Annotated in this window: 21 protein-coding genes; 8 read left to right on the top strand and 13 right to left on the bottom strand. The window is 44.4% G+C overall.

Features of this window, described 5'->3' with window-relative positions; genetic code table 11:
* Window positions 1-9: 9 nt before the first annotated feature.
* Window positions 10-1629 (top strand): NAD(P)/FAD-dependent oxidoreductase, encoded by a 1620-nt coding sequence (locus tag QUB20_RS15745; protein WP_333247122.1) that lies wholly within the window; start codon window positions 10-12, stop codon window positions 1627-1629.
* Between the two features lie 211 nt (window positions 1630-1840).
* Here the strand turns inward: QUB20_RS15745 and QUB20_RS15740 are convergent, their stop codons facing one another.
* Window positions 1841-2392, bottom strand: coding sequence for an acireductone dioxygenase (locus tag QUB20_RS15740; protein ID WP_333247148.1), 552 nt, complete (start codon window positions 2390-2392; stop codon window positions 1841-1843).
* 226 nt (window positions 2393-2618) lie between these two features.
* Here QUB20_RS15740 and QUB20_RS15735 point away from each other — a divergent pair, with 226 nt between their 5' ends.
* The 4 genes from QUB20_RS15735 to QUB20_RS15720 all read left to right on the top strand — a co-directional run bounded on the left by QUB20_RS15735 (window position 2619) and on the right by QUB20_RS15720 (window position 7510).
* Window positions 2619-3584 (top strand): M48 family metallopeptidase, encoded by a 966-nt coding sequence (locus tag QUB20_RS15735; protein WP_333202267.1) that lies wholly within the window; start codon window positions 2619-2621, stop codon window positions 3582-3584.
* A 322-nt stretch (window positions 3585-3906) separates the two neighbouring features.
* Window positions 3907-4332 (top strand): DUF4359 domain-containing protein, encoded by a 426-nt coding sequence (locus tag QUB20_RS15730; protein ID WP_333247121.1) that lies wholly within the window; start codon window positions 3907-3909, stop codon window positions 4330-4332.
* A gap of 226 nt (window positions 4333-4558) precedes the next feature.
* Window positions 4559-5125: a TerD family protein gene (locus tag QUB20_RS15725; protein ID WP_333291467.1), complete on the top strand. Its 567-nt coding sequence runs from the start codon at window positions 4559-4561 to the stop codon at window positions 5123-5125.
* A 408-nt stretch (window positions 5126-5533) separates the two neighbouring features.
* A complete protein-coding gene (locus QUB20_RS15720) occupies window positions 5534-7510 on the top strand; it encodes a TerD family protein (protein ID WP_333247120.1) in 1977 nt (658 codons plus the stop codon).
* A gap of 12 nt (window positions 7511-7522) precedes the next feature.
* Here QUB20_RS15720 and QUB20_RS15715 read toward each other — a convergent pair whose 3' ends face one another.
* Window positions 7523-8809: a glycosyltransferase gene (locus QUB20_RS15715; RefSeq protein ID WP_333291465.1), complete on the bottom strand. Its 1287-nt coding sequence runs from the start codon at window positions 8807-8809 to the stop codon at window positions 7523-7525.
* Window positions 8810-8821: 12 nt separating this feature from the next.
* On the opposite strand from QUB20_RS15715, the gene QUB20_RS15710 reads away from it, so the two are divergent.
* Both QUB20_RS15710 and QUB20_RS15705 read left to right on the top strand, forming a co-directional pair.
* Entirely contained in the window at window positions 8822-10213 is a 1392-nt protein-coding gene (locus QUB20_RS15710) for an ATP-binding protein (protein ID WP_333247118.1), read from the top strand.
* Window positions 10206-10838 (top strand): RloB family protein, encoded by a 633-nt coding sequence (locus QUB20_RS15705; RefSeq protein WP_333247117.1) that lies wholly within the window; start codon window positions 10206-10208, stop codon window positions 10836-10838. The genes QUB20_RS15710 and QUB20_RS15705 overlap by 8 nt, the downstream gene beginning before the upstream one ends.
* A gap of 155 nt (window positions 10839-10993) precedes the next feature.
* On the opposite strand, the gene QUB20_RS15700 is transcribed toward QUB20_RS15705, so the two are convergent.
* The 7 genes from QUB20_RS15700 to hisH form a co-directional block, all read right to left on the bottom strand.
* Entirely contained in the window at window positions 10994-11173 is a 180-nt protein-coding gene (locus QUB20_RS15700; RefSeq protein ID WP_333056850.1) for a hypothetical protein, read from the bottom strand.
* On the bottom strand, window positions 11170-11517 hold the full coding sequence (locus QUB20_RS15695) for a hypothetical protein (RefSeq protein WP_333247116.1): 348 nt from the start codon (window positions 11515-11517) through the stop codon (window positions 11170-11172). The genes QUB20_RS15700 and QUB20_RS15695 overlap by 4 nt, the downstream gene beginning before the upstream one ends.
* A 41-nt stretch (window positions 11518-11558) precedes the next feature.
* Window positions 11559-12728, bottom strand: coding sequence for a hormogonium polysaccharide biosynthesis glycosyltransferase HpsO (gene hpsO / locus QUB20_RS15690; protein ID WP_333247115.1), 1170 nt, complete (start codon window positions 12726-12728; stop codon window positions 11559-11561).
* 175 nt (window positions 12729-12903) lie between these two features.
* The gene (hpsN, locus tag QUB20_RS15685) at window positions 12904-13890 is read right to left on the bottom strand and encodes a hormogonium polysaccharide biosynthesis glycosyltransferase HpsN (RefSeq protein WP_333247114.1); all 987 of its coding nucleotides are present in this window, start codon (window positions 13888-13890) and stop codon (window positions 12904-12906) included.
* 186 nt (window positions 13891-14076) lie between these two features.
* Window positions 14077-15537 (bottom strand): phosphoglucosamine mutase, encoded by a 1461-nt coding sequence (gene glmM / locus QUB20_RS15680; RefSeq protein ID WP_333247146.1) that lies wholly within the window; start codon window positions 15535-15537, stop codon window positions 14077-14079.
* Window positions 15538-16063: 526 nt separating this feature from the next.
* Window positions 16064-16606 (bottom strand): 16S rRNA (guanine(966)-N(2))-methyltransferase RsmD, encoded by a 543-nt coding sequence (gene rsmD, locus QUB20_RS15675; RefSeq protein WP_333247113.1) that lies wholly within the window; start codon window positions 16604-16606, stop codon window positions 16064-16066.
* Between the two features lie 156 nt (window positions 16607-16762).
* The gene (hisH, locus tag QUB20_RS15670) at window positions 16763-17398 is read right to left on the bottom strand and encodes an imidazole glycerol phosphate synthase subunit HisH (protein ID WP_333247112.1); all 636 of its coding nucleotides are present in this window, start codon (window positions 17396-17398) and stop codon (window positions 16763-16765) included.
* Here hisH and QUB20_RS15665 point away from each other — a divergent pair.
* A complete protein-coding gene (locus tag QUB20_RS15665; RefSeq protein WP_445299406.1) occupies window positions 17388-17966 on the top strand; it encodes a pyroglutamyl-peptidase I family protein in 579 nt (192 codons plus the stop codon). The genes hisH and QUB20_RS15665 overlap by 11 nt on opposite strands.
* 115 nt (window positions 17967-18081) lie before the next feature.
* Here the strand turns inward: QUB20_RS15665 and QUB20_RS15660 are convergent, their stop codons facing one another.
* The 4 genes from QUB20_RS15660 to lgt form a co-directional block, all read right to left on the bottom strand.
* A complete protein-coding gene (locus QUB20_RS15660) occupies window positions 18082-18564 on the bottom strand; it encodes a flavin reductase family protein (RefSeq protein ID WP_333056840.1) in 483 nt (160 codons plus the stop codon).
* 152 nt (window positions 18565-18716) lie between these two features.
* Window positions 18717-19553: a dienelactone hydrolase family protein gene (locus tag QUB20_RS15655; RefSeq protein ID WP_333247111.1), complete on the bottom strand. Its 837-nt coding sequence runs from the start codon at window positions 19551-19553 to the stop codon at window positions 18717-18719.
* Window positions 19554-19692: 139 nt separating this feature from the next.
* Complete coding sequence (gene cobM, locus QUB20_RS15650; RefSeq protein WP_333247110.1) at window positions 19693-20472, bottom strand: precorrin-4 C(11)-methyltransferase; 780 nt, start codon at window positions 20470-20472, stop codon at window positions 19693-19695.
* Between the two features lie 119 nt (window positions 20473-20591).
* Window positions 20592-21485 (bottom strand): prolipoprotein diacylglyceryl transferase, encoded by an 894-nt coding sequence (lgt, locus tag QUB20_RS15645; RefSeq protein WP_333247109.1) that lies wholly within the window; start codon window positions 21483-21485, stop codon window positions 20592-20594.
* Window positions 21486-21815 lie beyond the last annotated feature (330 nt).

The raw sequence follows: 21815 nt of genomic DNA, 5'->3' as shown, positions 1-21815 counted from the left end.
CTCTGCTATATGTTAAGAATAACCGAAATAAAACTCCCCCTAGATCATCCTCAAGATGCGATCGCCAGTGCAATCCTCAAAAAGCTGCAAATTCCCCCCGAAGAATTGCTCGGCTATTCCATCTTCAAGCGCAGTTACGATGCTCGTAAAAAAGCAGAAATCCTCCTTGTCTATATTGTGGATGTAGAGACGACACAAGAAAAGCAACTTCTCCAACGCTTCAAAAAAGATCCTCATGTGATGGTAACACCAGACACGAGTTATCGCTATGTAGCCAAAGCCCCCAGCAATTTGACGATTCGCCCCATTGTGATTGGTACAGGGCCGTGCGGTATGTTTGCCGGTCTGATGCTGGCACAAATGGGGTTTCGCCCCATCCTTTTAGAACGCGGAAAAGCTGTGCGCGATCGCACGGTTGATACCTTTGGATTTTGGAAGAAAAAAGCAGAATTCAACCCCGAATCTAACGCCCAGTTTGGCGAAGGTGGTGCGGGTACTTTTTCCGATGGCAAACTCTACAGCCAAGTTAAAGATCCTCAGCATTATGGGCGGAAGGTGTTGACGGAACTTGTGAATGCGGGAGCTTCACCGGAAATTTTATATATTAATAAACCCCATATTGGCACGTTCAAACTGGTGGGAATTGTCCAAAGTATTCGCGCCCAAATTGAATCATTAGGCGGAGAAATCCGGTTTCAAACTCGTGTAGAAGATATCCACATCGAAAATGGAAAAGTGCAGGGACTTACCCTGGCTAGTGGAGAATATATTGCTAGTAATTATATAGTTCTGGCGGTGGGACACAGCGCCCGCGATACTTTTGAAATGTTGTTTTCGCGCGGGGTTTACATCGAGGCTAAACCTTTTTCTATTGGTTTTCGGGTGGAACATCCCCAAACTATTATCGATCGCTGTCGTTTTGGCGATCGGGCAGGCCATAAGCTTTTGGGTGCCGCCGATTACAAACTGGTTCACCATTGCCAAAACAATCGTTCTGTGTATAGTTTCTGTATGTGTCCCGGTGGTTTGGTAGTGGCGGCTGCGTCCGAACCGGGGCGACTTGTTACTAATGGAATGAGTCAATATTCTCGCAATGAACGCAATGCTAACAGCGGGATTGTGGTGGGTATCACGCCGGAGGATTATCCCGGTCATCCCTTAGCAGGAATTGAGTTTCAGCGTCGCCTAGAAGAACGGGCATTTGAGTTAGGAGGTGGCACTTACAACGCCCCTGGGCAGCTTGTGGGTGATTTTTTGGCGAATCGCCCTTCCACGGCGCTAGGCAGTGTCCAGCCGTCTTATACGCCGGGAGTTGTGATGACTGATTTGAGCGAAAGTTTGCCAGATTATGCGATCGCAGCTATCCGCGAAGCACTTCCGGCTTTTGACAAACAGATTAAAGGATTTGCGATGGATGATGCGGTTTTAACTGGTGTGGAAACGCGCACTTCTTCACCAATTCGGATTAAACGCAAGGAAGATTATCAGAGTTTGAATACAGAAGGCCTTTATCCTGCTGGGGAAGGTGCAGGATATGCGGGTGGAATCCTGTCGGCGGGGATTGATGGGATTAAGGTGGCGGAGGCGGTTGCTTTGAGCATATTGCAATCTTCAAACCACAAAATTTGAGGCTGGATTTGAGGATTTTTAGATGGTTTCAAGATTGCCCTCAACTGTCAACTGTCAACCGTCAACTGCGGGACTTACGCATCGAAACTCACATCTTGCATCATTCTCAAGAACAGGCAAGATGCCTGTTCCACAATAAAATTCACTCTTTGTGGAACAGGCATCTTGCCTGTTCATAAAAAGCTTATTGAGAATGGTGCAACATCTCAGTTCAAACAGCAGCTAAACGCGATCGAATTTCGGTATCGGTATACTCCGGCGTCCAGCCTTCTTGGGTGGTAAAATAGCGCACCGCTTTAACTTTCCGCGCTGCTGTCAAATAAAACCAGTGTTCTGTATTCGCCGGCACGTTAATAAATTCTTCAGGCTGCACTGTGAGTTCGACTTGGCTACCGTCGGGCCGCACGAAGCCGAAAATGCCCTCGCCTGCTACGATATAGCGGACTTCATCATCGGCGTGGATGTGGCACTTGTTGAATTTGGACAGCAAGGTGTCGAGGTTGGGAATGTCTGGGTGCAGTACAATTAAGTCTCGCGATTGATAGCCTGCGGTTTCCTTGAGTTGTTGAAAGTAGCCGTCGAGGGCTTGCAGCACTTGCTCTTTTTGATTGTCGTCTAGAGCATCTTTAGCTAACAAATTTTGAATTTCAGCGCTGTCACCCACGGGCCAGCGGTTGAGTTGAATGTTTAAAGGCGCGAGTTCGCGCGCAATGTCGCTTTGTTGAGTGTAGGTTGTACCGTTTTCGAGTTGCAGGATAGCCATTTTTGCACGTTCCAATTTTTGGGTGAGGCGATACACAGGCACTGTGAAAGATGTTTGTCGATCGCGCCTGTACCAGAACCACAATTTTAACGCTAATTTGAACAAGCTTTTCGGCCTGTTCCACAACAGTTGAATATTTGTCGCGATAATATTATAAGTCAGGCGCCAGCTAGCACCAGCAGCGATCGGCAATACTGATATCTTAAATGTAACTTTTGCAACAACTATGCCTACTTATACGGGAATTTCTAGCGAAGCATTTCAACATCCCCTCGATCGCCAAGCTGAGGAAGCGTTACGGAGCGTGCCTGGATTTGACTTAATTGCCAGCAAATTTGTAGAATTTATCTACGAACGACCGCAATTCGTTTACCTAATGGGAAATAGCATTCAAGTCGGCCCACGCCAATATGCCAGCATTTATCATATATTTCGCGAGTGCGTGCAGGCTTTAGATGTTTTTCCAGAACCAGGTTTGTTTGTTTCTCAGAATCCCTCAGTTAACAGCTATGCCCTGGGAAAAAACCAACCTTATGTAGTATTAAACACTGGTCTTTTAGACTTGTTGGACGAGGCGGAACTGCGGGTAGTCTTGGCTCACGAGTTGGGACACATTAAATGCGGTCATCCAACTTTAAATCAAATGGCGATGTGGGCGATGAGCGTGGCATCGACAATTGGGGAGATGACTTTCGGGCTGGGAAATATGGTCGGTAGCGGTTTAATTTTCGCTTTTTACGAGTGGCGCCGCAAGGCGGAATTATCGGCAGACCGGGCGGCTTTGTTGGTAACGGATGACTTAAACAGTGTGATGAAGACGATGATGAAACTTGCGGGAGTTAGCAGTAAATATGCTGACCAATGCAGTTTGCAAGAATTTATCCGCCAGTCTGACAACTATCAAGAGCTCGATCGAGACAATCTCAACCAAGTGTATAAGTTTTTACTTTACAACGGCGGCCAAGGTGTGATGCTGAGTCACCCTTTCCCCGTGGAACGCCTGCGGTATTTGCGAGACTGGGCAAGTTCCGAAGAATACCGCCAAATTAAGCTGGGGAACTACAAGCGGGCTGTAGCTGAGGGTGCGGTTGATGTGAAGTCCCAAACGCCTAACAGCGAGACGGAGGCTTTGCGCCGTCAGATTGAAGAGTTGCAGCGGGAGATCGATCGGCAAAAATCAAAGCGAAACTAAGTTTCCTCGTCCCCAGGCTGAGCCTGGGGATGCAGATCCAGAGGCTCTGCCTCTTCTTCGCCAGGAGCAGCGAGGCAGAGCCTCTGGATCTCGGTTCCCAGGCAGAGCCTAGGAACCAGCTAACCAGCTAAACCAGCTAAATGTTTTGTTGAAGATTTACCGGATTTGAGGGAGGGAGAAACGTAAAAGGAAGCTAAACCAGTGAGAGACTTACTCGCAACTGGCCTCCAATCTAAAAACTGTCCCCTCCTTTCGGAAATCTGTTTCTGAGGAGGTGTAGTTTAAATCAAGAGAAGCTTATAAATCAACGGGGCTAAAAAAAATGAATATTGATAACGCAATGAATACTAACAAACCAACTTCTAATTTTTTCGGCAATGTGGGAAAAGTCGCGATCGCCCTGACTCTGCTAGCCGCCGGCATGGCATTTACAAATCCTGCGAGAGATCAATACCTAACTTATGCTTCCGGCGTACTCCAAAACGAGTTGGAAAGCACTGTGTGCAAAGATTCTCGCGTGCCGAAAGCTTTGGGCGGCATTACAGATACTTTGATCGGCAGTTGCAAGAATTTGCTGACTTCGCAGCGGGGCACGATCGAAAGCTTGCTCGACAATACAACGCAGCGTCAAAATTTAGGTGTTGTCAGCATTTATACAACTGAACTGGGCAAAAAAAGCTATCAAACGGTTGGAGCTTTTGGTAATTTTGTGACGCTGCCACCTAGTTCTGAAAATGCTCAAAATTAGAGTCAAATTAAGTTCAATTGCCGAAACCGGGTTTTTTAGAAAGCCCGGTTTTTGCTTAGGTAATTCTCTATCAGTAAATCTCAATAAATTCGGAGAGCGCAGCACATATTTTTAATGAGCCACGCTATTAGAGACAAAATATTAAGTTTTCTTAAAGAACAAAAGTTATTGTCTCACTTAATATTAACATGAACGCTATAAAGTTTGATGTTTAACAAATAAGCAGATGGCAATGCAATTAAGTAAGGGTGAGAGATTTAATATCTCTAAAGAAGCGCCCGGTTTAAAAAAAATGGCGATCGCCCTCGGTTGGCAGGTGACAGAGGCAGGACAAAGCTACGATATTGATGTCTCTGCGTTTATGCTAGGTGCTGACGGCAAAATACCTAACGATAAATATTTGATCTTTTACAATAATTTGCAATCCTTTGACAGTTCGGTACTGCAATCGATTCCTGACAAAAACAACCGAAGTCAAGAAAATAAGACTATTTACGGCGTTATCTTAGAAAGAGTTAATCCTGAAATTGAGGAAATAACTTTTGTTGTGACTATTCACGAAGCAGATAAAATTAATGCAAATTTTAGCAATATCAAAAATGCTTTTATCAAAGTTTCCAATTTGGATACAAAAAGCGAACTTGTTCGGTATGAATTAAAAGAGAATTTTTCGCGAGAGACTGCTGTAGAATTTGGTCGTTTGTATAGAAAGAATGGAGAGTGGAGATTTCAGGCTGTAGGAGCAGGATATCAGGCAGGATTGCAGAGTTTTGTTGACAAGTATTGCAGCTAAAACATTAATAATATTGCTCCCATTACTCACGACTTGGCAGCGGGAACGACCGATGATTGGCCGTTTCCGGCTGGGGAGTGGGAGGTGGAGTCAGAACCGGAAGCGGAACAGTCTCGTCTGGAGCTTTTGGTAAATTTGTTACCTTGTTACCTAGTTCTGAAAATGCTCAAAAGTAGGGTCAAATTAAGTTCAATTGTAGAAACCGGTTGGGGCAGAAAGCCCGGTTTTCACTTAGGTAATTCTCTGTAAGTAAATCTCAATAAATTCAGATACAGGCAGCAGATATTTTTAATCAAGCCCGCGATTAGAGAAACTCTGTTAAATTTCATTAATTAAAAAACTTATTGTGCCACTTAACATTAAAATTAGGAGTATAAAATTTTAGGCTTAACAAATAAGCAGATGGTAATGCAATTAAGTAAGGGTGAGAGATTTAATCTTTCTAAAGAAGCGCCCGGTTTGAAAAAAATGGCGATCGCCCTCGGTTGGCAGGCGACAGAGGCTGGACAAAGCTACGAGATTGATGTCTCTGCCTTTATGCTAGGTGCTGACGGCAAACTACCTAACGATAAATATTTTATCTTTTACAATAATCTGCAATCCTGTGACGGTTCGGTACTGCAATCGATTCCTGATAAAAACAACCGAGGTCAAGAGAATAAGAGTATTTACGGCGTTATTTTAGAGAAAATCAATCCTGAAATTGAGGAAATAACTTTTGCTGTCACTATTCACGAAGCAGATAAAATCAAGGCAAATTTTAGCAATATCAAAAATGCTTTTATCAAAATTACCAATTTGGATACGGGAAGCGAACTGGTTCGCTATGAATTAAAAGAGAATTTTTCGCGAGAGACTGCTGTAGAATTTGGTCGTTTGTATAAAAAGAATGGAGAGTGGAGATTTCAGGCGGTAGGAGAAGGATATCAGGCAGGATTGCAGAGTTTGGTTGACAAGTATTACAGCGGAAATAGCAATAATATTGCGCCCATTAGTAGGGAGTTGACAGCGGTCACAACAGCAGATGATTTGCAGTTGCCTGCTTGGGATTTGGAGGTGGATTCAGAACCGGAAGCGGAACAGTCTCGTCAGACTCGAAGGGTACAGCCATCACGAATTAACAATCAAGTTAATAATAATTCGCGAAGCCGCAAAATACCCGCAGCTTTATTAGCAGGTTTAGGGGTTTTGGTGTTGGGAACAAGTGTAGGGACGATCGCCTTTATGCGATCGGGAAATGAAACGCTGAACCAAGCGAAAATACTGGCACTTGACACGCAGAATGCAGGGAAAGCCACCGATGTCAATTTGCTCAGAAGTTTCGATAAACGACTTAAAGAAACGATCGCCAATTTAGAGAAAATTCCTAACTTCCCCGGCTTTGGGTATCAGCAAGCTAGAGCAGATTTGCTGCAACTGCGCCCGATTTTGGTTCCAATAGCCCAAAACTTACAGGCGGCAGAAAGTCTAGCAACGGCTCAAAAATTGGCGATGGAAGCTGCTGTGGTTGTGCAAAAACCGCCTCATCCGATCGAAGTTTGGCAGCAGTCGCAAAGTAAATGGCAACAGGCGATCGCACTTTTAGAAGCGATCGATTCACGTACACCTGTTTATAATCTAGCTCAAAATAAGTTATCTAATTACCGAGCCAATCGCGCTGTTATCAGTCAAAGAGTTGCGATCGCTCAAAAAGCCGCAAATTTCAGCAACCAAGGTTCTTTGAAAGTTCAAAAGGGAGATGTTCCGGGGGCGATCGCCAATTTTACTCAGGCTTTAGCGCTGAATCCGAACATACCTCAAGCTTACCTCGGATTGGGGATTGCTACTGGCCAACAGGGAAACAAGCAGCAGGCAATTTACAATTACGATCGAGCGCTGCAATTTAATCCTAACTTGGCAGAAGCTTATTTCGGTCGCGGTCAAGCATACTATGAATTGGGAAACAAGCAAAAGGCGATCGGGGATTACGAACAAGCTATTCGCGTTAATCCTAATTATGGTTTGGCTTATTTGGAACGAGGTGCTATTCGCTGTATGTTGGGAACAAAATCGCAAGCAGTAGCAGATTTTCAACAAGCGGGAGAACTTTTCTCAAAGCAAGGAGACGGAAATAATTACAAACTAGCACAAAGCTTTATTAAAGATTGTCAAGAACCGAGTGTACAGGCTGCAATCTGCGATTATCGAAGGAACATAGACTCCTTCGGCCGAGCCTGCGGTCGATCTGTTAATGTTCCGATTATAATTAGAAGAAAATCGGCGATCGATACCTCAAACTCTGAGTCTACTGATGTTAAAAGCAGTAGCAGCGATGAAAAAATCTCGCCTGCATATTCTGATAGCAGCAGCACAAGAACTCGCAGCAGGAGAAGAAGTAAAAGGTAAACGGCTGTTGCATTAGTTAATAGATGACAAAATTTGCTGGTAAGCATCGATAGTTTGTTGGGCGATCGCCTCCCAGTTATAATGCTTTCTTGCGTACTCTTGGCCCTTCAATCCCCGCCGTTTGCGCTCCTGTGGGTTCAGAAGTGCTGATTTGATTGAATTGGCGATCGCCCCTATTTCCAAAGGTTCTACCCAGCCAGCTTCTGCTTGCTGTATGTCTTCCGCAATATGTATGCGATCGGAAATGGCGACAGGTACACCCGCAGCCATCGCTTCGGCTACAGCAATGCCAAAGTTTTCGTAATAAGAAGGCAATACAAATAAGTCGGCTTTTGTCAATAGTTCAACTTTTAAATCACCGCTCACAAAGCCAGTTATTGTTGTGTATTTTGCTAAGCTTGAATTCTGAATTTGTACTTTAATTTGTGTTTCATAATCAGCATCTTGGGGATTTGAACCAGCTAAAATAAAGTGAAACTCTATGCCCAATGCCAAAATACTTTCTAAGGCTGGAATTAACAAATCAAGCCCTTTTTTAGGTTCAATTCGCGACATAAATAAGATGATTGGCACTTCAGATTCCCGCAAACTCTTAGGAAACAAACCTGCTGTCACCCCCAATGGAATCACCAAATCCCGTGGCACAGGCATCTTGCCTGTGAAGTCCAAATCCCGTGGCACAGGCATCTTGCCTGTGGAGTCCAAATCCCGTGGCACAGGCATCTTGCCTGTGGAGTCCAAATCCCGTGGCACAGGCATCTTGCCTGTGAAGTCCAAACCAAATCTTTCTGAGATTTTAGCCTCTTCTTTACTTGTGAAATGAATTGCGGCTGCCCCTGCTAAATTAGGGCGTTCTAAAAGCGTGGCATAAATCTGTTTCAAGCGCTTTTTTTTCTGCAAATCGGCAGGATCAAGCATACCGCAGGGACGCATAATATAGGGCAACTTGTGATATCTAGCAATTGTGGCCGCAAAGGTAGTTACTGGCGAAAAAAGAGCGTGAATGTGAGCCAGGTCAAATTGTCGCGCATTTTGATTCAACCACTGCAATAACGAGAGAGAAAACTTATATCTACGAAACGGAGAACAGCGGAAATAAATAATTTGATAACCGCTTTGTTTTATTGGTTCATTCAGAGGAACATCTAAGGGAATTTGACCGATATCTCCGTTAGAATCTGTGGTGATAATGGTGACATCAATGTTTTTTGCTGCGAGGGCTGCAGAAAGTCCGAGTACCATTTGACTCGGCCCGCCGTAGACGAGGGAAATTGAGGGGATAATTTGGAGAATCCGCATGGTTAGCACTTGGTGTTAGCTGAGGTAGCTGGTTGTGTTATTATAGAAAGAATTGCAAAAATTGCACGTTATACTAATTTAGGCGATCGGAGGCAAGTTATGCTGATTGGATTCAGCGTCGGCAACTACAAATCTTTTAAAGAAACTGTCACCCTCAGCATGGTAGCTTCGTCAATTACTGAGGAAGACAAAGAGCTGGATGAAAATAATGTATTCCCAATTAATGATAAGTTAAGCTTACTCAAAAGTGCTGCTATTTATGGAGCTAACGCCAGTGGTAAGAGCAACATTGTTGCTGCTATTAACTTTATGAAATGGTTTGTCCTCAACTCATCCAAAGAAACGCAAGTTTCAGACGCGATCGATATTGAAGCATTTAGGCTAAGTACGGAGACAGAAAAAGAGCCGTCTTTCTTTGAAATCGTTTTTCTACTAGAAGACAAAACTTTTAGGTACGGTTTTGAGGTGAACGCGCGGGAAGTTGTTTCTGAGTGGCTATTTCAATCTGATGACAGTGAAGAAAAAATGCTTTTTGAACGGGATTTTGATAATTATATATTAGATGATTTCCCAGAGGGACAAGGAATTATCGATAAAACCCGAAGTAATGCTTTATTTCTTTCTGTAGTCGCACAATTTAATGGTAAAATTTCTGGCAAAATATTGCTGTGGTTCAGTAAAACTTTGCAATTGATATCAGGCTTGGAAGATAGAGAATACCGCAAGCAAACCTTGGAGTCTTTGGAGAATGCTGGGCACAGACACGATATTATTGAATTTATCAAAAAATTAGACTTAGGTATTTTAGGTATTGATGAGATCAAGATTAATATTCCACCTCCTGTATTTTTTATTTCTAATAATACAGAAAAATACGGTGGCTCCTACGGTAATTTATACCCTAACTCTGAAACCAAAACTACGGTGCACGTGCACACACTTCACCCAAAATATGATGCTGACGGTAAGCAGACTTCTAAGGTACTATTCGATATCGAAAAGCATGAATCCGAGGGAACAAACAAACTGTTTGCATTAGCAGGCATTCTTCTGGATACTTTAAGGACAGGAAAGATTTTATTAATTGATGAACTTGATGCCAGACTGCATCCGCTGATTACTCGCGAATTAATCTGCTTATTCAATTCTAACGAGACTAATCCGCACAACGCACAGCTTATATTCACGACACACGACACAAACTTGCTCAGCAGCAAGACTTTTCGCAAGGATCAAATATGGTTTACCGAAAAGGACAACAAGGGCGCTACAGATTTGTATTCTTTGGTAGAGTATAAAGTCGGAAAAAATGCCTCATTTGAGCGCGATTATATTATCGGCAAGTATGGCGCTATCCCTTTTATTGGTAATTTCAAAGAACTAATAGGTGAACTTCATGAATAAAAAAAGTTCGTCTAGAAAAACAAATATTGATTACTACAATAGAAAGGTTAAAACTAGAAGATGGTTTTTAATCGTGTGCGAAGGTGAGAAAACAGAACCCAACTATTTTAGAAGTTTCCCGGTAGACACAAAGGTAATTAAGCTGGATATCAAAGGAGAAGGAAAAAATACGAAGAGTTTAGTAGAAAAAGCTATTGAGTTAAAAAACGACACAGAATCCGACGAAAAAGACCGATTTTGGTGCGTGTTCGATCGCGATAACAACCCTAAAAATCCTAACGACGCGCAAAATTTCAATGCAGCTATAAATATTGCCCAAAATAACGGCATTAAAGTAGCTTATTCCAATGATGCGTTTGAACTTTGGTATTTACTACACTTCCATTATTATAATGCAGCAATTTCTCGCAAAGATTATCAAAATATGCTAACCAAGTTATTGGGACACGAGTATAAGAAAAACAGCGAGACGATTTATGAGGAACTAAAAGACAAACAGCAGGGTGCAATTAAACACGCCAAACGGCTTTTACAGGAATACGATCGCCCCAACCCTGAAAGTGATAATCCTTCAACAACAGTACATTTGCTAGTCGAAGAACTTAACAGTTTTATTCCTGATTGATGAGGGAGAAAGTCGTAGAAACCGGGTTTATAGCCGCCCCATGCGTAAGCCCTGCAACTTTCGTAGACGAGAGAAATTGAGGGGATAATTTGGAGAATCCGCATCAGGGATAGTTATTTAAATCCACATACCAACATTTCCCATTACAAATTTAATTATCTATCTGCAAAAGGCTGCCCGTCTAGCTGTTCAGCTTCCTCTCTTTTTGTGGCTGTAATTTGGGTATTGTGAGCCATTGTCTTGGAAAATTCATACATTTCACTGGCTTTGGCTTCCGCAGCTTTCACAATTTCCAGGATTTCCTGGAGTAGGCTTTCATCTGGTAATTGTTTCATGGCAATGCTTCTAATCTCTCCACTACTTTGTCAATCATAATTCTCGATTCGGGAGCCATCTTTAGCAAGGCTGCTAAATAATCTCCTGCTTTTTGAACATCTTCATCGGGCACACCAGCCATCAATACATTGCCCACAATGTGCTCTGCTTGTAAGCGAGTACCTGCTACGTTGAATTGAAAATTGGTGATGGAAGAAAAGTATTGCATCAGTATTTCATTCTGGGGAAAAAGAGACATGGCTCTTCTAAGTGCAAAAAGTCCCTGCGTTGCTTGGCGCTCGCTATCGTCTAATACCTGGTAGAGTTCGTTAACCAAAGAGCGTATGTCGGGAGGAATAGACATTTACTACAGTTTTTATTTAACACTTGCATTATAGCTAAAAGTTACAACAATTCTTTGTAGAATTCCAATAACTGCTCAGCTAAAGCTTTATTGGTATAATTGCTCATCGCTCTATGATAACCCCGATCGCCCAAATCGGCCGCCAACTCCCGCCGCTCCATCAATTTCTCCAAACATTCTCGCAAAACCCCTGCATTTCCTTCTGGGAATAATAAGCCCGCATCGCCGATGACGTGGGGAATTTCCCCGCAGTCGGAACCAATCACCGGAATTTTACAGGCCATCGCTTCAATTAAAACGTGACCAAATTGTTCTTTCCAGCCCACCGTGGTCAAAGTTTTGAATTTATAGCTGGTTTGCGAAGGCAATACCAAACAGTTCATTAAGTTAATGTAAGGGGGAATTTCTTCGTGGGAAACGCTTTCTACCCAGATTATTCGATCGCTGATTCCCCATTCAATACATTTTTCGGCGAGGTGCGTCCGCAATTTTCCTTGTCCTACTAACAGCCACTTCCAAGAGCTTTTTTTCAACCCTGCCAAGGCTTCAGCTAAAGTCAACAGTCCTTTTTCTTCGACAAATCGCCCTACAAATCCTACCACAAAATCGGTCGGTTTAATACCGAACCTGCGCGATAAATCAGCGTCTTTACCAGTGGGGCGAAACAAAGTTTCATCTACTCCGAGTTGCGGCATTACTTTTACCGCACCTTCATAGCCCCGCTGCCGCAAAATTTTAGCTCCATCTAAGTTACCTGCAATAATTCCGTCGGTGTGCTGAAGATTGTAATTTTCTAAGACTGAAACCGGCCAATTCAATTGATAAGGCAGATTCCACCAAGTAAATAATATATTTTTTGCTTCCAGTTTTAGCAGTTTATTTAGTAAAATTAACTGAGCGCAAGCGATAGATTTTGAACCTTGTTCAACTTGAATTATCTGCGGTTTAATGTTTTGCAGAAGTTCAATTAAATCTATACCAAAAGTTAGCAATCCTTGATTGTTTTGACTAAAGTTGGAGACGGGGACTACTTTAAATGAGCCTTTTTGATAAAATTGCGTTTCTATAATTTTATGTTGTACGCCTCCGGGTTTCCAACGCTGCGGCACTACAACTGTTACTTCAATATCGGGTTCTAGGTTGGCTAATATCTTGAATTTTTCCCGATTAATGTCCACAATATAGGTGTGGCTAGCCACGAGAATTCTCATTTATTGGGAAGGGCGAATGGAGAATAGGTAATTATTTCTACCAATTTTATATGAGGCTGCATAGAATCTGATCCCCCCTAACCCCCCTTAATAAGGGGGGGACAAGAGCTTGGTCAAAGTCAACCCCTACTCCCCTTATTAAGGGGGATTTAGGGGGCTCGAAATAGATGCAACTTCACATTAAATTGGTATTCTCGTTAATCTGGTCTTGATGACTATAAGTTTGTCCATCATTCCACAGAGATTGAATTAGTGTATTTATAGCACTGAGAAAACCCAGGATATAAAAAGCAAATCTAGTTATAATTTTAAGGGGCGAGGTGCTTTTATAACAAGGTGGATTTCCCAAAACGTGGCAGTCAAAGAGTTTTGCAAAAAATCGCAGGCATTGAAAGGCTGTTAAATTTTTCAATCCCATGAGGAAATGGTTGTGATAAAATGTGACTTGATATTCGATCGATCGCGTACTGACATCGTGACACCCGCCGCTCTCTTCCCCTAAGTGAACTAAACACGCATTGGGATCGTACCAAATTTTCATGCCAGTCGATCGCAATCTCAAACAAAAATCCGACTCCTCCCGCACCGCACTCCCTGCAAACCGCTCGTCAAACCTCAGCCCGCATTCGGCAAAAACCTGCCGGCGAAAAGACATATTACAGCCTCTAGCCGAGAGCACCTGCTGCGGTTTGACTGTATGCACCAAATCGATAAAATACCAGGCAATGCCCGCATCCATCGCTTCTGAGGGCAAATATTCGATCGCCAAATCGCCTCCAGAATTATCCAGTTTCATTCTGTCAAAAACCCTGCCCGCCACACATCCCACATCGGGTTTTTCTAAATAATTGCCAGCGTGAGCCGCCAAAAAACCATCTGGCAATTGTACATCATCATCAATAAATAAAATAATCTCTCCAACTGCGCGCCGCACTGCATAATTTCGAGCCGCCGGCAAACTCGCCCAATCTACTCGAAACCAGCGAATTTTGCCAGCCTTTGCCAATTCCTCTAAATAAACTTGAGTTTCAGATTCGTGGGTGCGAGTTTGATCAATTACCAGCACTTCAAAATTCGGGTAATTTTGCCTAATCGCATCAGCCAATGTCTCTCGCAGAGGTTGCTCGCGGTTGTAGGTAGGTATCACAACAGAAATCATCATCACACAATTGAGTGAAAATAAAGTTAAGGGCAGGCATCCTGCCTACCCCACTCGTTATTTTTGGAGAAGTTGATTAAAAATCGAAATTAATAGTTAGAAATTTTGATTTCTGAATTTTGAATTCAAAGATTTCAACTCAAAACTCAACACTCAAAATTCACAACTTTTAGCAAGTCCCCCTTTCCATCAGATAGCGATGTGTTGCTGAACGGCTAAAACTAAATTTTCAGTCCAGAAATTAGCCAATTCGGCGCTGGCAGCTTCCACCATAACTCGGATTAGCGGTTCAGTGCCAGAAGCGCGAACCAAAACCCGTCCCTGTTCGCCCATTGCTGTTGTAGCGCGATCGATCGCACTTTGCATTGCCTCGCACTCGTGCCATTTCAGGCGTTTTTCGCGATCGTCCACCCGAATATTTCGCAACAACTGCGGATAAGTTTGGAAACTGCCACTTACCAATTGTGCCAAAGATTCCCCGGACTGGCGCACCAGCGAAGCCAAATGCAAAGCCGTCAGCAAACCGTCGCCACTGATACCGTAATGCGGACAAAGAATGTGTCCCGACTGTTCGCCGCCCAACATCGCACCAGTGCGCTGCATTTCAGCGTGAACGTACTGATCTCCGACGTTGGTTCTAGTTAGTTTGCCGCCCAATTCTTCCCAAGCTCGCTCGAAGCCGAGGTTAGCCATTACAGTAGAAATAATTAAATTGGATGGTAACTGTTGGGAGTCGCGCAACTGCCGGCCCCACAGATAAAGAATGTAATCGCCGTCAATCGTTCGCCCTTGGTTGTCAACACCCAAAACTCGATCGGCATCGCCGTCAAAAGCAAATCCCAAATCGGCATTGTGTTCCAAAACCGCCGCTTGCAAACTGTCGAGATGAGTAGAACCGCAGTTAACATTAATACGAGATCCATCAGGAGAGTCGTGCAAACAGATCACATCCGCCCCCATTTGCGCGAACACCGCCGGCGCCAAACCTGCAGCGGCCCCCCAAGCCAAATCCAAAACTATCCGCATTCCCTCCAAATTCATCTGTTGCAGCGAATCACAGAGCGAAGTGGCATAATCTTTAACCAACTCAGAGCGATGGTAGTGGTGTCCCCAACCTAAGCTAGCAATTGGAACCTTTGCCCCCCGGATTCCCGCTTCGATTTGTTCCTGCAACTGCTGCGACAGCTTGGAGCCGTTTGAGCCGAAAAATTTAATGCCGTTGTCTTCTGGGGGATTGTGAGAAGCCGAAATCATCACTCCGCCGACCGACTCCGAAACGCTTGCCAGATAAGCAACGCAGGGAGTGGGACACAATCCCAAATTCCACACTTCCAAACCGGCGGCCGTCAAACCCGCTGACAGTGCCATTGCCAGCATATCGCTGGAATTCCTGCTGTCTTGCCCCAAAATCACAGGGCCCTGGTTGGGGGAATTTTGGCGTAGAACTTGTCCAGCCCAGAAGCCCACTTGCAGGGCTAGGGGTGCATTCAGCAATTCTCCAACTTTCCCGCGAATGCCGTCTGTGCCGAAGAGTTTGGTATTGGGCAGGGGGAGGCTATCTCCCAGCAGAATCGTATCGCGTTTGACTGGCTGTACCGAGTTAGCAGCCGGAAACTCGCTGCCACGAGGGCGCGAAGGTGTCTGAACCATATTCACTCCTTTAGGAATATTCACACTCACACTTTGGGTTCATGTTACAACTGAAAGTCTTTATTTTCAGCCTAAACTTCATTTATTTCGTCAATTGCTGAGGCAACTTGCTCTGACAACCTACGCACAAAGCTTAACTTCATCGGAAAAATTTGTATGGTATTCAAGGGAAAAACTTTTAGTACCGGGGGCGCCCACGCCCGGAAACCCGGTTTCTTTCTGCCTCCAGGCGTGACCGCGAATTTCTCGATCTTATATCTTGCACCATTCTCAATAAGCTTTTATGAACAGGCTTTCCGGCCTGTTCCACAAGAAAATCGACTCTTTGTGCAACAGGCCGGAAAGCCTGTTCTTGAGAATGGTGCAAGATGTGAGTTGATGATACCCGCCACGTGATTTATCCGTGGAATCAATCCAAAATCTCAACTCGAAAATCCTCAACAAAGAGCATTTGTCTCGCGCAAGTCAATCTAAAATCTAAAATCTAAAATCTAAAATCGATTGACGCTGCTGCTGTTTGAGCCTGTCAGCCACTGCGGGTGTAGAAGGTTAATGCTGTATTGCCGTATACTTTGTGGCGGCAAATTTCTAGGCCGGAAATCGGTTGTGTCGATCGCTCCGGGCTGTGTTCGATCGCGATTTCGCCGAGGAGTGCTAGCATTTCTTGACTGGCGATCGTATTTAACACAGGTTCGTACAAGTCGCTGGCGTAGGGCGGATCGAAGTAAATGCGATCGAACTGCTGCCCCGCTAGTGTTGCCAATTTCGCCGTCGCGTTTCCCCGCAGTATTTGGAATGTTTGGGACGAGTCTGCTATTTTCTCCCAGTTTTCGCGGATAATCGCACAAGCTTTCGCCGACTGTTCGATGCCAGTGACACTCGCGGCTTGCCGACACAAAGCTTCTGCACCCATGGAACCACTGCCGGTACAAATGTCAAGCCATCTGCAATCTGCGATCGTCCCTTGCCAAATATTAAATAAAGCTTCTCTAACTCGCGAAGGTGTAGGGCGAGTGGCGAGTCCCGGCAGGGTTTTGATTTGGCGATTGCCACTGATTCTCAGGCTCATACAATTTTAGATTTTAGATTTTAGATTTTAGATTGGGGATGACTGACTAAATATGAATTTGGTGCAGACTTACAGTTGCATTTTTTATTAAAACTGGTATCATTTAAAACTATAAACACCCGGTTTATACCACAAACCGGGTTTTGCACAAATCCCCTAAGCGGCTACTTTTGCCCTCACCTGACTGACAAAATTGGACAGCATTTGCAATCCCGTACTCGAAGACTTTTCCGGGTGAAATTGCACGGCCATCAAATTGTCTTTAGCTATAGCCGCCGTCACGTTTTGACTGCCGTGAGTCACAATTGCCGATCGCACTTCCAAATCAACTGGATCGACATAATAAGAATGCACGAAATAAACCCAAGGATCAGACGGTAAATTTCCCCACAGCGGCAAATTCTGCTGAGTAAATTGCAATTGATTCCATCCCATGTGGGGAATTGTCAAACCCGGTTCCGACCGAAATCGGCGCACTTTTCCCGCAATAACGCCCAATCCCGGTTCTACGCCTTCTTCGGAACTTTCAAACAGAATTTGCAAACCCAAACAAATGCCTAAAAAAGGTTTTCCAGAGGCGATCGCCTTTTTTATCGGTTCTATCAAATTGCGCGATCGTAAATTCTGCATTGCCGGGTCAAACGAACCCACCCCCGGCAAAACCACCGCATCAGCCTGCTCGATTATAGCAGGAGAATCTGTTATTTTTGGCACTGCACCCACATTTTCCAAGCCTTTACAGACCGAGTGCAGATTGCCCATGTCATAGTCTACTACTGCAATGACAGACATTGACTTACTTGCCTTATATTATCAATATCAGTATTATTGCACAAATATGACGGCGAAAATCCTGCTAACCTCATTTGATACTTGGCTTCCCCATCAGCAATCCAACTCTTCGGACGACTTATTAGCCAAGATTTCCCATATCAAATCCTTGCCTGATTCCCTGACTTTTTTGAGGAAACTGCCAGTAGATTTTCAGCTAGCACCTAATTTAGCGATCGCCAAAATCAACCAACTCCAACCCGACACTATTATCTGCTGCGGCATGGCCGAAAGTCGGCAAAAATTAACTATAGAATCTTGCGCTTGCTGCGATCGCGACATTCTGAAAACCCCAGTTAATCTCGAACTGCTAGTCGCTGATTTAGCTGCAACCGAAATCAGTCACGAAGCAGGAAAATTTGTTTGCGAAGCCCTGTATTATGCAGTTTTAAAGCATATTTGCGATTCTCAAATAGCCGCTAAATGTATTTTCGTCCACGTACCAATTTTAACTCCCGACAACGCTGACAGAATTGTCGCCGATTTTTTATTAGTTATGCGTCGCCTAACTCTCGCAATTAATAAATAGGTCGCTCTAATTCAAATTAAAAATTTGTTTAGTATTCAGAAACCCGGAATTTTAAAGAAACCGGGTTTCTCAGCGTTAGTTTTTTTTTTACTAACAACTGCCAAATGCCAAGTCTTTAGCCGCCGTAATTCCAACCGGTGCTTTCTAGCAGCAACGGATTCCCCTCTCGGTGGACGCCGGCTGCCAAAACTTCTCCCACATAAACCGTGTGATCCCCGTGTTCCACAGCGCCGACAACTTTGCACTCGATGTAACCCAGAGAATCCGAGATAATCGGACAACCAGTTTCCGCGCCGGGATAAAATTCTACATCCTCAAATTTATTGCCAACGCGGCGCTGCTGCTTGAAGAATTTCTGGGCTAACTCTTTCTGTCCTGCTTCTAGGAAACTCAAAGCAAAGACACCGCTGGCTTTGATCATGGCGTGGGATTTGGAGTCTTGCTTGACGCAGTTGACAACTAAGGGAGGGGTAAAAGAAGATTGCATCACCCAGCTAGCGGTGAAACCGTTGACTTCCTCCCCGTCTTTGACACCGCAGATGTACAATCCGTGAGGGATTTTCCGCAAGATGGTCTTTTTAGCTTGTTCGTCTAGCACGGGCTTACCTGTTCGATCGATAATTCTACACCGCTCAGTTTACCAATGTCGGGCCCACAAACCCACCTGTCTTAAGGGCTATTCGCTAATATTGCCTTTTTCGATCCCAAACTTGACACCAGTTTTAAGTCAAAATTAACAACTCACAACTATTATGAAACTCCATACTTTTTAAACCAATCTTGCATCCGTTTCCAACCATCCTCAGCTTCTTTTTTCCGGTAACTGGGGCGATAGTCGGCGTTAAAAGCGTGCGGCGCATCTGGATAAAGCACAATTTCGGAACCGCTGCTGCCAGTTTTGAGAACTTCCTGCATTTTCTCAACTGTATCGTTGGGAATTCCCTCGTCTTTGCCACCGTAAAGCCCCAATACAGGCACTTTCAAAGTTGCTGCAATGTCGATCGGCTGTTTGGGAGTTAAAGCCGTAGAATCGCCAACTACACGCCCGTACCAAGCCACTCCTGCTTTGACTTTCGGGTTGTGGGAAGAGTACAGCCAAACAATTCTGCCACCCCAGCAAAATCCTGTAATTCCCAACTTATTAATATTGCCTTTTTCTGATTTTTGTGCCCACTCTACGGTAGCATCTAAATCGGACATAACTTGCTCGTCAGGAACTTTCGAGACAACTTTACTCCTAATTTCTTGAATGTCGGTCATTTTAGAAACATCACCTTGACGGGCAAACATTTCTGGGGCGATCGCTAAATAACCTAATTTTGCCAAACGGCGGCAAATATCTTGAAGGTGCGCGTGAACTCCGAAGATTTCTTGAATTACTAAAATTACTGGAAAATTGCTGCCGCTGGCTGGCATTGCTCTGTAGGCTGGAATTGAGCCGTCTTTTACGGGAATTTTTACCTCACCTGCAACTAAACCAGCAGCATCCGTATTGATAACGGCAGCCGCCAGAGGATGAACTGCTAAAGTAAATCCGGCGCTTAATGCGGTGACAGCGATAAATTGTCTGCGAGTTAAGTCTTTCATTTGTGATTTGGTTATTGGTTATTGATTATTAGTTTTTCTTCTGTAGGTTGGGTTGAGGAACGAAACCCAACACTCATGAATTGGATGTTGGGTTTCGTCCCTCAACCCAACCTACTGCCAATTGCCAACTGCCAACTGACTACTGACGGAAAAGCCGATCGTGCTCTGGATGGTACAAGCGCGATCGCCCTTCTGCCGATTTTCCCAACGCCGGACTAATAACATACATTGTCGTTCTGATCAAATTATTTTCGCGCGTAGCAACTGCCATTTTGTCAAGGGGAACTAGCACAATTTTTTCATCGGGCCAGCCCAAGCGATAACAAATCGCTACAGGCAAATCCGATGGGTAATGTTCCATCAATTTAGCTTGAGCTTTTTCCACATGGCGGGCGCTCAAATACAGGCACAAACTCGCTTGATGAGCCGCTAAACTCGCCAATTCTTCGCGTTCCGGTACTTCTGTTCGACCGCTAATTCTGGTCAAAATAATTGTCTGCACAACTCCCGGAACTGTCAACTCAATTTTAAGTTTAGCTGCGGCAAGTTGGAAAGCGCTAATTCCTGGGATTACCTCAAAAGCAATTCCCTCGGAGGCCAAAGCTTGCATTTGTTCGCCGACAGCCCCGTAGAGACATGGATCGCCGGAATGGAGGCGGACGACGCTTTTTCCGGCCTGCACTCGTTGCACCATCAAAGGTACAATCTCTTCGAGGGTCTTATCCGCAGTTTGGATCACTTCAGCATCCGCGCGTACTCCCTGCAAAATTTGCTCTGGAACTAACGAATCAGCAAATAATATGACATCGGCTGCAGCCAGTAATTTTTGAGCCTTAACAGTCAACAAATCCGGGTCTCCCGGGCCTGCACCTACAATGTATACCCCTGGAATTAGGGCTTCAATCTCTGTCAAACTCATGGCTGCTAAAAAATTTCCTAAATTTATTCAGTCTTCCGGGTACACCTATTTTGGTTGGAAGTAAGGGATGGTAGATGCACCCTGGTTTGAACCCTAGAGACTAACCTCTCTGGGGTTTTTTATTTATCCTCTGGGGATTTGTGAGTGATATTTGCCCGATCGCTATTCGGGGAGACAACATCAGGTAAAGGTCGATCGAGCAAATAAAGCCAAGCTAACCCGCCCAACCCTAAAACAATCCCAGTCAAGCTTACCATCTGTGCCGTCCGCAGCGGCCCGAACATCAAACTATCAGTCCGCAACCCTTCAATCCAGACTCTACCGGAACTGTAAGCTGCGATATATATCAAAAATAAAGCACCAGTTTTCAAACGAATTTTGCCCTGCAAATCGCGGAAAAATAAAGTTAGAAGCAACCCAAATACTGTCAAATTCCACAGGGATTCGTAGAGAAATGTGGGGTGGAAGTATTCAAAATTAGCGTAGGCGGGCGGGCGGCTGTTTGGCGGAATATAGAGTTTCCAAGGCAAATCCGTAGGACTGCCAAAAGCTTCGGAGTTAAAGAAATTTCCCCAGCGTCCGATCGCCTGACCTAGAATTGCCGAAGGCGCGATTAAATCTGCCAATTGCCAAAAAGAAACTCGCTGGATTTTTGCAAAAATTAAAGCTGCGATCGTGCCACCCAAAATCGCCCCGTGAATGGCAATTCCGCCTTTCCAAATCGCAATAATATCTTCAGGCCTCTGGGCGTATTGCGGCCACTCAAAAGCTACGTAATAAATTCGAGCACAGGGAATAGCGCCCAGAACCAGCCAGATTGCCAAATCACCCAGCAATTCCGGGTTGACGCGGCGCTTTTCGGCCAAGTATTGGGAGAGACTGACCCCAATCAAGACGGCAGAAGCTATCAACAGCCCGTACCAGCGAATGGCTACGGGGCCAAGTTGAAAGATAATTGGGCCCGGCGATGTAAATTGAAACGCTAAAGGCAGCGCAAGAATATTTAACACCATAAAATTTGCATTAATTGTGATGGAAAGCTGTCAAATTTGCATACCCTTTAACAAACTCCAGAGTTTATTTTAGGTGGCGGCGGTCATTTACACGCAATATTTGGAGAATTTTACCAAATATTAACTGAATTCTTGATTTGGAAGATTGCTGTCTAGAGTTTTTTTGTGAATCCACAATAAGAGCCCCCTAACCCCCTTTTTTTAAGGGGGGGAACCGGATTATTCTTAAAGTCCCCCTTCTTAAGGGGGATTTAGCAGGGTGGATTAATTGTCAAAAGAGTAAACCAGTGGGGCTAGGCTATTTGCTGACGAGCACGCGCCAGATTTAAT

This window comes from Microcoleus sp. B4-C2 (genome assembly GCF_036705265.1).
Lineage (GTDB): Bacteria > Cyanobacteriota > Cyanobacteriia > Cyanobacteriales > Microcoleaceae > Microcoleus.
The sequence above is the reverse complement of the archived record's forward strand: the minus strand, read 5'-3'. Positions and strand labels throughout refer to the sequence as shown.

Bases quoted from the DNA above. Each gene is read 5' to 3' on its own strand.
- cobM (WP_333247110.1), bottom strand. From the start codon at position 20,472: ATGAGTTTGACAGAGATTGAAGCCCTAATTCCAGGGGTATACATTGTA.
- QUB20_RS15740 (WP_333247148.1), bottom strand. From the start codon at position 2,392: ATGGCTATCCTGCAACTCGAAAACGGTACAACCTACACTCAACAAAGC.
- QUB20_RS15730 (WP_333247121.1), top strand. From the start codon at position 3,907: ATGAATATTGATAACGCAATGAATACTAACAAACCAACTTCTAATTTT.
- QUB20_RS15705 (WP_333247117.1), top strand. From the start codon at position 10,206: ATGAATAAAAAAAGTTCGTCTAGAAAAACAAATATTGATTACTACAAT.
- glmM (WP_333247146.1), bottom strand. From the start codon at position 15,537: ATGGTTCAGACACCTTCGCGCCCTCGTGGCAGCGAGTTTCCGGCTGCT.
- QUB20_RS15745 (WP_333247122.1), top strand. From the start codon at position 10: ATGTTAAGAATAACCGAAATAAAACTCCCCCTAGATCATCCTCAAGAT.
- hisH (WP_333247112.1), bottom strand. From the start codon at position 17,398: ATGTCTGTCATTGCAGTAGTAGACTATGACATGGGCAATCTGCACTCG.
- hpsN (WP_333247114.1), bottom strand. From the start codon at position 13,890: ATGATGATTTCTGTTGTGATACCTACCTACAACCGCGAGCAACCTCTG.
- hpsO (WP_333247115.1), bottom strand. From the start codon at position 12,728: ATGAGAATTCTCGTGGCTAGCCACACCTATATTGTGGACATTAATCGG.
- rsmD (WP_333247113.1), bottom strand. From the start codon at position 16,606: ATGAGCCTGAGAATCAGTGGCAATCGCCAAATCAAAACCCTGCCGGGA.
- QUB20_RS15720 (WP_333247120.1), top strand. From the start codon at position 5,534: ATGCAATTAAGTAAGGGTGAGAGATTTAATCTTTCTAAAGAAGCGCCC.
- QUB20_RS15695 (WP_333247116.1), bottom strand. From the start codon at position 11,517: ATGTCTATTCCTCCCGACATACGCTCTTTGGTTAACGAACTCTACCAG.
- QUB20_RS15655 (WP_333247111.1), bottom strand. From the start codon at position 19,553: ATGAAAGACTTAACTCGCAGACAATTTATCGCTGTCACCGCATTAAGC.
- QUB20_RS15715 (WP_333291465.1), bottom strand. From the start codon at position 8,809: ATGCGGATTCTCCAAATTATCCCCTCAATTTCCCTCGTCTACGGCGGG.
- QUB20_RS15665 (WP_445299406.1), top strand. From the start codon at position 17,388: ATGACAGACATTGACTTACTTGCCTTATATTATCAATATCAGTATTAT.
- QUB20_RS15735 (WP_333202267.1), top strand. From the start codon at position 2,619: ATGCCTACTTATACGGGAATTTCTAGCGAAGCATTTCAACATCCCCTC.
- lgt (WP_333247109.1), bottom strand. From the start codon at position 21,485: ATGGTGTTAAATATTCTTGCGCTGCCTTTAGCGTTTCAATTTACATCG.
- QUB20_RS15700 (WP_333056850.1), bottom strand. From the start codon at position 11,173: ATGAAACAATTACCAGATGAAAGCCTACTCCAGGAAATCCTGGAAATT.
- QUB20_RS15725 (WP_333291467.1), top strand. From the start codon at position 4,559: ATGGCAATGCAATTAAGTAAGGGTGAGAGATTTAATATCTCTAAAGAA.